We start from the raw sequence: 13471 nt of genomic DNA, 5'->3' as shown, positions 1-13471 counted from the left end.
GCGCCAGGAAATCGCGGGGAGAGGTACATGGGTCCGAGGTTCATGCTCATGCTGGTCGCAGCCGCGCTGCTGACATTCGCTGGTGTCCGCGCCGCCGACGATGAGACGCCGCCGGCAGCCCAGACGCCGCCAGCGGCTCCTGTGGTACCGAAGGAGCAGGCCAAAGAGCCGTCGAAGGAGCCTTCGCCGCCGCCGTCGGTCACCGTGATCGGCGCGCGCGATGCGCACGGCATTCTCGGGCGCGATGTGCGCAGCTCCGCCAATGAGGACATGGGCCGCATCGTCGACGTCATCGTCGATCGCGACGGCAAGGTCCGCGCCGCCGTGATCGATTTCGGCGGGTTCCTCGGCGTCGGCAGCCGCAAGATCGTGGTCGACTGGAACGCCCTGCGTTTCGCCGGCGTTTCCAGCAAGAGCGACAGTATCACGCTGGACCTGAACAAGCAGCAGGTGAGCGCTGCGCCGGAATACAAGGAAGACACGCCGCTGATCGTGCTGGGCGCGGCCGGCAGTCTCCATCCATGGGATTACGAACATTAGGGGGCTCGAGCTGGTCGCGCGTCCGAACTCTTCCTTCGAGACGGTTGGCGACGGTCGTGGCGAGCGATCAGCCGGCGGCACCAAAATTGTGCCGCGTGTCCCCGATCAGCCCAGTCCCGAGGAATCGCGCACGCCGTCGCGCGAAAGCCAGCGCGGGCTCGACTGGTTCATCTTCTTTCTGGCCGACGTGCAGACCGGCTTCGGCCCGTTCATCGCGGTCTATCTGACGACGCAGAAATGGACCCAGGTCGAGATCGGCTTCGTACTTTCGATCGGCGGTATCATCGGCCTGCTTGGCCAGATGCCCGGTGGGGCGATCGTCGATGCGGCACGCTCGGAGCGGGTGGTGGCCGGCTGTGCGGTGGCCGGGATCGGCGCCAGCGCGCTGGCCTACGCGCTGTGGCCGATCTTTCCCGTGGTGACGCTCGCCGCGACATTGCACGCGCTCGCAAGCTGCGTGCTCGGTCCGGCGATCGCCGCGATCAGCCTCGGGCTGGTCGGACCGCTTGCGATCGGCGAGCGGCTCGGCCGCAACGCACGCTTCGCCTCGCTCGGCAGCGGCTCGGCCGCGGCGCTGATGGGCGCCTGCGGCTACTTCCTGTCGAGCCGCTCGGTGTTCCTCGTGACCTTCATCCTGGTGATCCCGACATTGTTGTCGCTGGTGCGGATCCGCGAGCGCGAGATCGACATCGCGCAGGCCCATGGTGAGGTGAAGCGCGAGGTTCCGGACAAGCGCGCCACCAGCGTCGTCGGCCTGGTGCGGCAGCGGTCGCTGCTGATCTTTGCCGGCGCGATGATGCTGTTCCAGCTCGCCAATGCCGCGATGCTGCCGCTGATGGCGGGCGTGGTCACGACGCGGTCGAGCCAATGGGCGCCGGTCCTGATCGCCGCCTGCATCATTGTGCCGCAGGCGATTGTCGCGTTGTGCTCGCCCTCGGTCGGCCGCAAGGCTCAGGCCTGGGGCCGCCGGCCGCTGCTCCTGATCGCGTTCGCCTCGCTGGTGATCCGCGGCCTGCTGTTCGCGACGGTGCGCGATCCCTATCTGCTGGTTGCGGTGCAGATTTTCGACGGCATCACTGCGGCGATCTTCAGCGTGATGGTGCCGCTGATCGTGGCCGACGTCGCGTTCGGCAGCGGCCATTTCAACCTGGCGCAGGGCATTGTCGGCACCGCGGTCGGCATCGGGGCCTCGCTCAGCACGGTGCTGGCCGGCTATGTCAGCGACAAGCTCGGCAGCAGCACGGCCTTCATGGGCCTGGCCGGCGTTGCCGGGTTCGGGCTGTTCGTGATCTGGCTGGTGATGCCGGAGACGCGGCGGACGGCATGACGGCGAGGCACTGCCGCGGCGCCATGGGCCGCTGCCTTCCAGACCAGGGATATCCGCGGCGGTGGGCCGGTTTTGACCGCGCCGCACCCTTCCTCCTGCGTGCGCCGTCATATATGAGTGATTTGCTGCTGGAACGCGCCGATGCTCCGCCGGATTAATCAATCCAAAATCGCGATCTGGTACGGATCGACGCAGCGCGAGCAGGCATTTCGACCGAGGAATGGCATGGTAAATCGAACGACGACGGCGCAGACCACCGGAGCGATGCGGCGTTGGGGGCATCCCGCCTTTGTGACCTTCGCGGCGATGGTCACATTTGCGGCACTGACCGGCGGCGCCGCCGCGAAGCAGCAGCGTCCCGAGCCGACCGTCGAGGCGACGGCGCCACGCACCGCGGGCGAGCCGATCATGGCGATCGTGTCGATCAAGGCCCAGAAGGTCACCTTCTACGACGCCGACGGCTGGATCTATCGCGCGCCGGTGTCGAGCGGCGTCAAGGGACGCGAGACGCCGGCCGGTGTCTTTGCGCTTCTTGAAAAGGACAAGGACCACCACTCGACCCTCTATGACGATGCCTGGATGCCGAACATGCAGCGCATCACCTGGAACGGCGTCGCGCTGCATGGCGGGCCGCTGCCGGGCTATGCGGCCTCGCATGGCTGCGTGCGGATGCCCTACGACTTCGCCGAGAAGCTGTTCGACAAGACGCGGATCGGGATGCGGGTGATCATCGCGCCGAACGATCCGGCGCCGGTCGATTTCACCCACCCGGCGCTGTTCGTGCCGAACGCGCAAGCCATCGCGGCTGCTCCGGCGCGCGCCCAGACGCTTGCTCGCGAGGCCGCGGATGCCGCGAAGGCGGCCGACGAGGCGAAGAAGGCCTCCACAGCCGCGACAAAGGAAGCTGCACTGTTCACGCCTGCGTCACTGCGCAAACTGGAAAAGGCCAAGACTCGTGCCGATGCCGAACTTGCGTTCGCCGACAAGACGCTCGCCAATGCCAAGACCGATCAGACCCGGGCGCGCGCCGAGGATCTGAAACAGAAGGCCGCCGCCAGGGCCGCGGAAGCGACCACGCAGTTCGAAGCGGCCCAGGGCGACGCCAAGCCGAAGCTCGACGCCGCGGCAGCCGCAAAGGACGCCGCCAAGGCGGCCGAGACCAAGAAGGCCGACACCGCGAAGGCGGCGACCGAGGCGAAGCTCGCACTCGAGCCGGTCTCGGTCTACATCAGCCGCGCGACGCAGAAGCTCTACGTCCGCCGCAACACCCACAAGCCGTGGGCTGATGGCGGCGAGGTGTTCGATTCAAGCATCGAGGTTCCCGTCACGATCCGCGATCCGGACAGGCCGATCGGCACGCATATCTTCACGGCGATGGCGCGTAACGACACCGGCCTGCGCTGGACCGAGGTGACGATCGACGAGGGCGACAACGCCAAGGATGCGCTCGACCGCGTCACCATCCCGCAGGACGTGCTGGATCGCATCGCGCCGACCGTGGTGCCGCGGTCTTCGATCATCATCTCGGACGAGCCGCTGAGCAGCGAGACCAACTACCGCACCGAATTCGTCGCCGTGCTGAGCAACCAGCCGCAGGGCGGTTTCATCACGCGCAAGCCCACCCGGCCCATGATGCCCGACGACATGGTTGCGAGCAACGAGGACGGTTTCGGCTTCTTCTATCAGCGCAGCTGGAATCCCCAATCCGGCACCCAATACGGCGTGCCCCAGTACGGCAGCCGCCAATACAGCAATCCGCAGTACGGCAATCCTCAGATTTATGGCAATCCTCAAGCCGCCAATCCGCGCCGGCGCGGCGGCCAGCCCTACTGGCAATCGCAACAGGACTGGTAGCAGGGCGCCGACGGCGTAGGACGCCAGCCGAGGAATCCGACTAACCCTGTGTGCATGGGACGGCGGCGTGATGCCGCCGTCCAACTGCGCAGTCCGGTAGCCTCCGCGTTACGGGCGAGCTTCCAGGATCAAATTGAACGGCGTTTCCGCCGCGCGGCGGAAGCGGGAGAAGCCGCCCTGGCGCGCCACCTCGCGCAGTCTTGCCTCTCCGGCCTGTGCGCCGAGCGCAAGCCCGACCTCCTGGTCCAGCGAGGCGGGGGTGCAGATCATCGTCGAGGCGGCATAGTAGACCCGCCCGATCGGATTGAGGTTGTCCTCCAGCCGGTCGTTGGCGAACGGCTCGATCAACAGGCACGTGCCGTTATTGGCGAGGGTGGAGCGGGTGTGCTTGAGGGCGCCGACCGGATCACCCATGTCGTGCAGGCAGTCGAAGAAGCAGACCAGGTCATACCCCTTGGCCGGGAATGTCTTCGCGGAATGCGTTTCGAAATGGACGCGGTCCGACAATCCCGCCTCCTTCGCCGACATCAGCGCCGCCTGGATCGAGCCGTCGTGATAGTCGAAGCCGTAGAAGGTGGACTTCGGAAACGCCTCCGCCATCAACCGCGTCGAGACGCCGTGGCCGCAGCCGACGTCGGCGACGACGGCACCTTTCTTCAGCTTGTCGACGACGCCCTCGAGCGCCGGCAGCCATTCCTGGACCAGATAGTGCTTGTAGCTGGTGCGGAAGAAGCGGGCGGTGCCGCAGAACAGGCACTCGCTGCGCTTGTTCCAGCCGACGCCCTTGCCGGTCTTGAACGCGTCGGTAATTTTCGGCTCGTCGAGGAAGGTCGCGCCGACCAGGCTTCCGACGGCACCGAGGAACACCGGGCTCTCCTCGTCGGCGAGCGCGAGCGCCTGCTCGGGCAGCATCGAGAATTTTCCGGACGCCTTGTCGTATTCGATGTAGCCGGAGGCGGCTTGCGCCGAGAGCCATTCCTGAACGTAGCGCTCGGCCGTTCCGGTTGCCTTGGCCAGCGCCGCGGCATTCATTGGTCCTTGCTGCGCAAGAGCCTTGTAGAGTCCGAGCTTGTCTCCCAGCAGCATCAGCGAGGCGTTCATCGCCGCGCCGACATCGCCGATCATCTTTCCCATGAATGAATTAAGGCGCTCCTCGTTGACGTCCATGATGTTCCTCCATCGCAATCGCGTTTGGCCAAAAGTCCATCATTCGCAATTTCACGCATGCGTCGTCGTACAGCCATGGGGCGACGCGATCGCATGAAAGGTTCGCTGCAATGAAGCGATTGTTACTGGGCTGCTGGGATCCCAGATGGGCTCGATGTCACAGGCTTGCGAAGCGGGCGGCCTACGCCGCCGCCCGCAGCATGACCAGCCTCTTGTACAGCGCGCTGTAGCAGGCGGCCGACAGGTCCCAGCTATAGGACTTGGCCATCGCGCTGGAGCGCATGGCGTTGAGGCGGTCCTTGGCTCGATAGGCGTCGAAGGCGCGCCTGACCCCGCCGAGGAAGGATTCCGCCGACGGCTGCGGGAACAGGAAGCCGGTCTCGCCGTCGGCGATGGTTTCGGCAAGGCCGCCGGTCTGGTGGCCGATCGGCTGCGAGCCGAAGCGCTGCGCATACATCTGGCTGAGACCGCAGGGCTCAAAGCGCGACGGCATCAGGGTGAAATCGCTGCCGGCGAAGATCCGGCGCGCCTGCGCGTCGTTGAAGCCGATGATGACGCCGATCGCGTCCGGCCGGCGCCGGTGTGCGGCGACCAGCGCGTCCTCGAGGGCGGGCTCGCCACTGCCGGTGACCACGATCTGGCCGCCATCCCCGATGATCTGATCGGCGGCCGACAGCACGAGGTCGACGCCCTTCTGATGCACGAGCCGCGCAACCAGGCCGAAGATCGGCCCGCGTGAGACCGCAAGCCCGAACTGCCGGCGGACATAATCGGCGTTGGCCTGCTTGCCCTTCCAGTCGCCGGCGCCGAACGGCTGCGCCAGCTGCGCGCAATGACGCGGGTCCCAGCTCTCGTCGATGCCGTTCAGGATGCCGGTCAGCTGGTCGGCGTCGGAGCGGACGCGCAGCACGCCCTCCAGCCCGCAGCCGAGCTCCGCGGTCGTGATCTCCTTCGCATAGGTCGCGCTGACGGTGGTCAAATGCGAGGCGTAGACGAGACCGCCCTTGAGGAAGGACAACTGGTCGTAGAACTCCAGCCCGTCGATGTGGAAGGAAGCCTCCGGTGCGCCGATCCGCCGCTTCGGAAACAGGCCCTGATAGGCGAGATTGTGGATGGTCAGGATCGACGGAATCCGCAGCTGACGCCATGCGAGGTAGGCCGGTGTGAGCGCGGCCTGCCAGTCGTTGGCGTGAACGAGGTCGGCTGCCCAATTCTTGTCCAGCGTTCCGGCTGCAAGTTCGGCAGCGGCGGAGGCAAAGCGGCCGAACCGGATGTCGTTGTCCGGCCAGTCGCGGCCGGACTCAGCGCCGTAGGGATTGCCCGGCCGGTCGTACAGTTGCGGGCATAGCAGCACGTAGACCGGCATGCCGTCCTTGGTCGATGCGCGCCCGAGCGTGCAGGCGGGCATCTCGGCAAGCGCAGGGCATTGTCCAACGATTTCAATGTGAGTGAATTGCTCGACCACGTCCCGGTAGCCGGGAAGCATGATCCTGACGTCGCTCCATGGGCGGAGCGCCCGGGGAAGTGCAGCGGAAACGGCGGCAAGCCCGCCCACGCGGACGAAATCGTCCATCTCGGTCGTGACGAATAAGACCTTCAACAAGCGCCCTCGTTCCAGCCCGTGACAGGGCTATGCAAGATCGGGTCCAATCTGCCTTTGAGTAAAATGCAAGACGGCCCGCGGGTCCGGTCTGGACGAGACGCTTTCCTGTCAGGGCGGCTCACTTTAGGGTCGCGCGGCGCCGAACAATGAGAACCATGCGGTGGAGGAAGCCTTGGCCACGACAATAGCTGCTGACGATGAGGGGAATTTGACACGAAGCTTCGACGGCCTGCGCGTGCTGGATTTTTCGACCACGATCGCCGGACCTCATTGCACGCGGATGCTCGCCGACATGGGCGCGGTGGTGATCAAGATCGAGTCCGCCGAGGGCGAGACGATGCGAACGCGGCCGCCGCTGCGCAACAATTGCTCGACGGCGTTCGGCCAGCTCAACGTCGGCAAGAACAGTCTTGTGCTCGACCTGAAGTCGCCCTCCGGCGTCGAAGCCGTGCGCCGGCTGATCGCGACCGCAGACGTGCTGGTGGAGAATTTCCGCCCCGGCGTGATGCGGCGGCTGAAGCTCGACCATGCCTCGATCAGGGACATCAACCCGAAGCTGATCTACTGCTCGATCTCCGGCTACGGCCAGACCGGCCCGTCGGCGGAATTGCCGGCCTACGCGCCGGTGATCCATGCGGCTTCGGGTTATGAGATGGCGCATCTCGCCTATCAGCCGGGCCGCAGCCGGCCGGACTATTGTGGCATCTATCACGCCGATGTGCTCACCGGCGTCTATGCCTTCGGTGCGATCTCGGCGGCGCTGTATCAGCGCAGCGCCAGCGGCAAGGGCCAGCATATCGACGTCTCGATGCTGGAATCGATGCTGAGCCTGACCCTGAACGAGTTGCAGTGGTCACAATTCGAGGTGAAGCAAACGCAGCGCCCGATGTTCGGCCCGATCGAAACCACCGACGGCTATGTGATGGTGGCGATCGCCAGCGAGAAGACGTTCCAGAACCTGATGCAGGTGATCGGCCATCCCGAATGGGTCTCCGATCCGCGCTTCGCCAGATATTCCGATCGGCGGGAGAACTGGGCAGGCCTGATGGAGGGCGTCGAAGCGTGGTCGCGCGCGGTGAGCACGCAGGCCTGCCTCGCCGCGCTCAATGAATATGGCGTGCCGTCGTCGGCCTATCGCACCGTGCGCGAAGCGCTCGCCGATCCGCAAATCGCCCATCGCGGCGCGCTGGCCGAGGTCGAGGACGGCGGTGGCGCCTTCAAGGTGCTCAACCTGCCGTTCCGCATGTCGGGCGCGACGGTCGGCGCGGCCAAGCGGATGTCGACGCTCGGTGAGCACACGCTGTCTTATTTGAAGGAGATCGGCCTCTCCGACGATCAGATCGCGGGCTTCGCAGCGCAACCGGCAAAAGCCGCGCGCAGTTAGAGCATGATCCGGACCCGGAGGGCCGCGTTAGCGCAAAGTGGATACCGGTTTTCCGAAAGGTCATGCTCAAACAAGTCAATGAGATCATGATGCGGTCTTGCGTGATCGCATCGTGATCTCCCTGCGGCTTTTCATCCGTATTACGGTCTTGTCGCGCGCGGCGATTCCGGACAAGCTGCCGCCCAACACACGACGATCCGGAACACCGGACGTCGCCCACCTGGGAGGGAGCATCGATGAATCTGGCCGGGCGCGCGCACGCCGTTGCGCGCATATTTCTTGTGGCGGGATTAGCTGCAGCAGCGTTCGCTGTGCCCGCCAGCGCGCAGAAGCAGAGCGGCACGCTCTCCGTCGGCCAGGAGCTGGACATTCCAGGCTTCGATCCGCTCAAGGTCGGCGTCTACGACACATCGGCCAACACCGCAGCAGCCGCGATCTTCGACACGCTGACCTCGCTCGACGCCAAGGGCGAGGTGCAGCCGAAGCTTGCCGTATCGTGGGAACATTCCGAGGACTTCAAGACCTGGACCATCAAGCTGCGTCCCGGCGTCAAATTCCATGACGGCACGCCGTTCAATGCGCAGGCGGTGAAGGAGAATTTCGACCGCCAGAAGGACCCCGCCAACAAATGCCGCTGCGCGTTCTACATCACGAACATCATCAGCGTGAACACGGTCGACGACCTGACGGTGGTCTACAATTTCACCGACCCGGCGGTGAACTTCCCGGCGACGCAGACCATTCAAAGCTCCAACAACGTCATGCAGTCGCCGACCGCATGGAAGACCAAGGGTGACGACTACAACCGCAATCCGGTCGGCACCGGTCCCTACATCCTGAAATCCTGGACCGCCGGCGACCGTATGGTGCTGGAAAGGAACCCGGACTACTGGAACAAGGGCAAGCCTTATCTCGACCGCATCATCCTGAAGCCGCTGCCTGACGCGCAATCGCGCTTTGCTTCGCTGCAATCCGGCGAGGCCGATATTATCTGGGACGACGAGTACGACGCTGACAATATCATCAAGGCGCAAAAGGATCCGAGCCTGTTCGTGAATTCCTATGCGGGCTCCGGCGCACAGGTCTACGCGTTCAATACCAAGACGCCGCCGTTCGACGACGTCCGCGTGCGCCAGGCGCTGGTGATGTCGCTCGACCGCAAGAAGATATCGCAGGCGATCACCAACGGTCTCGCCCGGCCAGCCAGCAATCCCTATGGCGATGGCTCCTGGGTCAAGTGCAAGGACGACGGCGCGCTGCCGGAAGACGCCGCGAAGGCCAAGGCGTTGATTACGGACTACGGCAAGCCGGTCGAATTCAAGATGATCGTGTCGGCGACGCCGCGCGGCCGCACCGTCGGTCAGGTGCTGCAGCAGCTCTGGAAGCGGGTCGGCGCCAACATGGAGATCGAGCAGGTCGACCAGGCGACCATCGTGCCGCGGGCCTTCATGCGCCAGTTCCAGCTGACGCCGTGGCGCATCGTCGATCTCGCCGATCCCGATCCGCAGATGTATGCCAATTTCCGCACCGGCAGCCCGGTGGCGCTCGCGAACTACTCCAATCCGGAGCTGGATCGGCTGCTGGACCATGCGCGAACCACGGCCGACGTCGCCCAGCGCACCGAGGACTATTGCGCGATCAGCCGTCTGATCAACAAGGAGGCGATCTGGTTCTGGACCTTCCAGAACACCTACTACTCGATCTCGAGCGCGAAGGTGAAGGGCGTACCGAAGATGTTCAACGGCGTGCTCGACGTTTCCGAGGCCTGGAAGGAATAGCGCTTCATGCTGTTCTTCGTCGCGCGAAGGCTCCTTTACCTGGTGCCGGTGCTGATCGCGGTCTCGGTACTGACCTTCGTGATTGCGTCGCTGTTGCCGGGCGATCTCGCTTACGTGATCCTCGGCGACCAGGCGACGCCTGAGAACGTCGCGGCCCTGCGTCACGACATGGGACTCGATCAGCCGATCTGGCTGCGCTATCTCGGCTGGCTTTGGCATATCCTGCAAGGTGATTTCGGGCGTTCGTTCCGCACCGGGCAGACCGTGTTGCAGGCGGTCAGCGAGCGTCTGCCGGTCTCATTCGAGCTGATGATCCTAGCCGAACTGATCGGGCTAGCAATCGGTGTGCCGCTCGCGATCGCCTGCGCGGCCAAGGCCGGCAGTGCCTTCGACCGGCCGATGACCGGCTCGGCTTTCGGCATGCTGTCGGTGCCGACCTTCCTGTCCGCGATCCTGCTGATCTATCTGTTTGCCGTCGAGCTGCGCTGGCTACCGGCGACCGGCTATGTGCCGCTCGGCGAGGATCCGCTCGCCAATCTGCGCTTCATGGTGCTGCCGGCGCTGACGCTCGCGCTTGCGGAGTGGCCGGGCATCATGCGCGTGCTGCGCTCCGACATGATCGCAGCGCTGCAGGAGGATTATATCGCGCTCGCCAAGGCGAAAGGCCTGAAGCCGTCGCGTATCCTGTTCGTGCATGCGCTGAAGCCGTCGTCGCTGACGCTCGTCACCATCACCGGCATCAATATCGGCCGCCTGATCGGCGGCGCGGTGATCGTCGAGACCATCTTCGCCTTGCCCGGGATCGGCCGTCTCCTGGTCGGCGCGATCTATACCCGCGACCTCATCATCCTGCAGGGCGTGGTGCTGCTGGTCGCCGCGGGCTTCGTGATCATGAACTTCATCGTCGACCTGCTCTACGCCGTGCTCGACCCGAGGATCCGCCATGGCCACGCTTGAGCTCAGCCTCGACGAGACCACCGCGGCCCCGGCACGGCGCAGGCGCCGGGTCGGCACGCTGTTCTGGTGTGCGATCGGCTGGATGGTGCTGGTGTTCGCGGTCGCGATCCTTGCCGATTTGTTGCCGCTGCCGAGCCCGACCGACATGGACATGCTGGAGCGGCGGGCGCCGTTTTCCGCCGAGCATTGGCTCGGCACCGACGGCCTCGGTCGGGACGAGTTGTCGCGGCTGATCCATGGCGCGCGGATCTCGCTGATTGTCGGCCTTTGCGCGCCGGTGATCGGGGTCACCATCGGTGGCGCGCTCGGCATGCTCGCCGGCTATTTCCGAGGCCGTTTCGAATCCATCGTGGTCGGCAGCATGGACGTGCTGCTGGCGTTCCCGCCGCTGATCCTGGCGCTGGCGGTGACCGCCTATCTCGGCCAGTCGATCTTCAACCTGACCTGCATCCTCGGCGTGCTCGGCATTCCCGCCTTCATGCGGGTGGCGCGGGCATCGACCCTGACGCTGGCGCGGCGCGAATTCGTCATCGCGGCGGAGGCGCTCGGCGCCTCGCATGCGCGCATCCTGCTACGCGAATTGTTGCCGAATGTGCTGCTGCCGCTGCTCGCCTTCTTCCTGCTCGGCGTCGCCGTCACCATCGTGGTCGAGGGCGCGCTGTCCTTCCTCGGCCTCGGCGTGCCGCCGCCGATCTCGAGCTGGGGCAGCATGATCGGGGAGGGCCGTGAAAGCCTCGACGTGGCGCCGCGGCTCGCCTTCATTCCGGCGATTGCGATGTTCCTGACCGTGCTCTCCTTCAACCTGATCGGCGACACTATTCGCGCGCTGACCGACCCCAGGCAGGGTGCGCTATGAGCGGCACGCTGCTTTCGGTCGAGAACGCGGTGGTCGACCTGCCGACGCCGCGCGGCAATCTGCGGGCGGTCGATCACGTCGATCTCGCCGTCGGTGCGGGCAGGACGCTCGGCATTGTCGGCGAGTCCGGTTGCGGCAAGACCATGCTGTCGCGCGCTGTCCTGCAACTGCTGCCCAAGAAGGCGAAATTGTCGGGCCGGGTGATGTTCGACGGGCAGGACCTGACAAGACTGCCGCCGGAGAAACTGCGCAAGCTGCGCGGCCGCTCGCTCGCAGTGGTGTTCCAGGATCCCATGACCTCGCTCAATCCGGTGCTGACCATCGGCACCCAGCTGATCGAGACCATTGTGGAACATCTCGAGCTCAATTTTGCCGAGGCTAGGCAGCGCAGCGTCGAGCTCCTCGCAGCCGTCGGCATTCCCGCGCCCGAACAACGCCTGACGCAATATCCGCATCAGCTCTCCGGCGGCATGCGCCAGCGTGTGGCGATCGCAGTTGCGCTGTCCTGCGAACCAAAACTCCTGATCGCCGACGAGCCGACCACCGCGCTCGACGTCACGATCCAGGCGCAGATCCTCGACCTGCTGGCACGCGAGCAGCAGCGCCGTCATATGGCGATGATCATCATCACGCATGACCTCGGCGTGGTCGCCGGCCGCACCGACGAGGTCGCGGTGATGTATGCCGGGCGCGTTGTCGAGCGCGCGCCGACGCCGGCATTGTTCAAGCAGATGCGGATGCCCTACACCGAGGCGCTGCTCGCCGCGCTGCCGAAGCTCGACGTCCCGCCACATACGCCGCTGCCGGCGATTTCGGGGCGACCGCCCGATCCGACCCGGCCGCTCAAGGGCTGCTCGTTCTCGCCGCGCTGCCGCTATTCCGCCGGGCGCTGCGGCACGGAGAAGCCGCCGCTCTGCGCGGCGGAGACATCAGACCATCTCTATGCCTGCTTCCATCCGATCGCGGCGGGGGTCGGCGTATGATGCAGCAGGCCGCATCCGATCCGCTGATGAAGGTGGAAAACCTCGTCGTCGAGTATTCGGTAGGGGGCAAGACCATCCATGCCGTGTCCGACGTCAGCCTCGAAATCGCCCGTGGCGAGACGCTGGGGCTGGTCGGCGAATCCGGCTGCGGCAAGTCCACGCTCGGCCGCGCCGTGCTCCAATTGCGCCAGGCCGTTTCGGGCAAGGTGCTGTTCGACGGCCACGATCTCACCGCCCTGCGCGGCGAGGCGCTGCGCATGATGCGCCGGCGCGTGCAGCTGATCTTTCAGGATCCGATCGCTTCCCTCAATCCGCGGCGCCGGATCGGCGATATCGTCGCCGAGCCGCTGGTGATCGCGGGCGTCAAGGATCCCGAGGAACGAGGGCGCCGCGTCAACGAGGTGCTGTCGGCGGTCGGCCTCGATCCGGTGCTGGTGAGCGGACGCCTGCCGCATGAATTCTCCGGCGGACAGTGCCAGCGCATCTGCATTGCCCGCTCGCTGGTGCTCAATCCGGAATTCGTGATCTGCGACGAGCCGGTGTCCGCGCTCGACGTCTCGATCCGCGCGCAGATCCTCAATCTGCTGGAGGAGATGAAGGCGCGCTACGGCCTGACCCTGCTGTTCATCGCCCACGACCTCGCGGTGGTGAAGGCGGTCAGCGATCGCGTCGCGGTGATGTATCTCGGCCGGCTCTGCGAAGTCGGCCCGTCGGAGCAGCTTTTTGCACAGCCGGCGCATCCCTATACCGCGCTGCTCATCGAAGCGATCCCGGTGCCCGATCCGGATGTCCGCCCGACCCAGAGCGTGCCGGTCGGCGAGCCGCCGTCGCCGATCGCGCCGCCGTCCGGCTGTCGCTTCCGCACCCGCTGCCCGCGGGCCGATGCGCGCTGCGCCAGCGAGGTGCCGGAACTGCGCACGGTTGCGCCCGGCCAGTTCGCGGCTTGCCATCATCCCTTGATCTAAATATGGGGAGACCAACACCGCGTTTGTCCCCGGCGGGCAGGCGTGGCAAGGTCCGCC

At 65.6% G+C, this 13471-nt stretch carries 11 protein-coding genes; 9 read left to right on the top strand and 2 right to left on the bottom strand.

What is annotated here, in order from left to right; genetic code table 11:
- The first annotated feature begins 27 nt into the window (after positions 1–27).
- From HAP54_RS45545 to HAP54_RS45535, 3 genes are all read left to right on the top strand, one after another.
- Positions 28–540, top strand: coding sequence for a PRC-barrel domain-containing protein (locus HAP54_RS45545; RefSeq protein WP_224741510.1), 513 nt, complete (start codon positions 28–30; stop codon positions 538–540).
- An 88-nt stretch (positions 541–628) separates the two neighbouring features.
- Complete coding sequence (locus tag HAP54_RS45540; protein ID WP_166297907.1) at positions 629–1867, top strand: MFS transporter; 1239 nt, start codon at positions 629–631, stop codon at positions 1865–1867.
- Positions 1868–2092: 225 nt separating this feature from the next.
- Positions 2093–3721, top strand: coding sequence for a L,D-transpeptidase (locus HAP54_RS45535; protein ID WP_166297906.1), 1629 nt, complete (start codon positions 2093–2095; stop codon positions 3719–3721).
- Positions 3722–3829: 108 nt separating this feature from the next.
- Here HAP54_RS45535 and HAP54_RS45530 read toward each other — a convergent pair whose 3' ends face one another.
- Entirely contained in the window at positions 3830–4888 is a 1059-nt protein-coding gene (locus HAP54_RS45530) for a class I SAM-dependent methyltransferase (RefSeq protein ID WP_166297905.1), read from the bottom strand.
- Positions 4889–5069: 181 nt separating this feature from the next.
- Positions 5070–6488 (bottom strand): glycogen synthase GlgA, encoded by a 1419-nt coding sequence (gene glgA / locus HAP54_RS45525; RefSeq protein WP_166297904.1) that lies wholly within the window; start codon positions 6486–6488, stop codon positions 5070–5072.
- 211 nt (positions 6489–6699) lie between these two features.
- On the opposite strand from glgA, the gene HAP54_RS45520 reads away from it, so the two are divergent.
- The 6 genes from HAP54_RS45520 to HAP54_RS45495 all read left to right on the top strand — a co-directional run bounded on the left by HAP54_RS45520 (position 6700) and on the right by HAP54_RS45495 (position 13414).
- A complete protein-coding gene (locus HAP54_RS45520; RefSeq protein ID WP_175619324.1) occupies positions 6700–7875 on the top strand; it encodes a CaiB/BaiF CoA transferase family protein in 1176 nt (391 codons plus the stop codon).
- A gap of 236 nt (positions 7876–8111) precedes the next feature.
- Positions 8112–9653: an ABC transporter substrate-binding protein gene (locus HAP54_RS45515; protein ID WP_166297903.1), complete on the top strand. Its 1542-nt coding sequence runs from the start codon at positions 8112–8114 to the stop codon at positions 9651–9653.
- A 6-nt stretch (positions 9654–9659) separates the two neighbouring features.
- Positions 9660–10610, top strand: coding sequence for an ABC transporter permease (locus HAP54_RS45510; protein WP_166297902.1), 951 nt, complete (start codon positions 9660–9662; stop codon positions 10608–10610).
- Positions 10597–11466, top strand: a complete 870-nt coding sequence (locus HAP54_RS45505) for an ABC transporter permease (protein WP_166297901.1) — start codon at positions 10597–10599, stop codon at positions 11464–11466. Before HAP54_RS45510 ends, HAP54_RS45505 begins: the two co-directional genes overlap by 14 nt.
- Positions 11463–12449: an ABC transporter ATP-binding protein gene (locus tag HAP54_RS45500; RefSeq protein WP_166297900.1), complete on the top strand. Its 987-nt coding sequence runs from the start codon at positions 11463–11465 to the stop codon at positions 12447–12449. The genes HAP54_RS45505 and HAP54_RS45500 overlap by 4 nt, the downstream gene beginning before the upstream one ends.
- Positions 12446–13414 (top strand): ABC transporter ATP-binding protein, encoded by a 969-nt coding sequence (locus HAP54_RS45495; RefSeq protein WP_166297899.1) that lies wholly within the window; start codon positions 12446–12448, stop codon positions 13412–13414. Before HAP54_RS45500 ends, HAP54_RS45495 begins: the two co-directional genes overlap by 4 nt.
- Positions 13415–13471: the final 57 nt, after the last annotated feature.

Origin of the sequence: Bradyrhizobium sp. 2S1, from assembly GCF_011516625.5 — a bacterium.
GTDB classification, from domain to species: Bacteria; Pseudomonadota; Alphaproteobacteria; order Rhizobiales; family Xanthobacteraceae; genus Bradyrhizobium; species Bradyrhizobium septentrionale.
This window is presented reverse-complemented; position numbering and strand designations above follow the sequence as displayed.

Bases quoted from the DNA above. Each gene is read 5' to 3' on its own strand.
- HAP54_RS45500 (WP_166297900.1), top strand. From the start codon at position 11,463: ATGAGCGGCACGCTGCTTTCGGTCGAGAACGCGGTGGTCGACCTGCCG.
- HAP54_RS45535 (WP_166297906.1), top strand. From the start codon at position 2,093: ATGGTAAATCGAACGACGACGGCGCAGACCACCGGAGCGATGCGGCGT.
- HAP54_RS45505 (WP_166297901.1), top strand. From the start codon at position 10,597: ATGGCCACGCTTGAGCTCAGCCTCGACGAGACCACCGCGGCCCCGGCA.
- HAP54_RS45495 (WP_166297899.1), top strand. From the start codon at position 12,446: ATGATGCAGCAGGCCGCATCCGATCCGCTGATGAAGGTGGAAAACCTC.
- HAP54_RS45510 (WP_166297902.1), top strand. From the start codon at position 9,660: ATGCTGTTCTTCGTCGCGCGAAGGCTCCTTTACCTGGTGCCGGTGCTG.
- HAP54_RS45545 (WP_224741510.1), top strand. From the start codon at position 28: ATGGGTCCGAGGTTCATGCTCATGCTGGTCGCAGCCGCGCTGCTGACA.
- HAP54_RS45515 (WP_166297903.1), top strand. From the start codon at position 8,112: ATGAATCTGGCCGGGCGCGCGCACGCCGTTGCGCGCATATTTCTTGTG.
- HAP54_RS45530 (WP_166297905.1), bottom strand. From the start codon at position 4,888: ATGGACGTCAACGAGGAGCGCCTTAATTCATTCATGGGAAAGATGATC.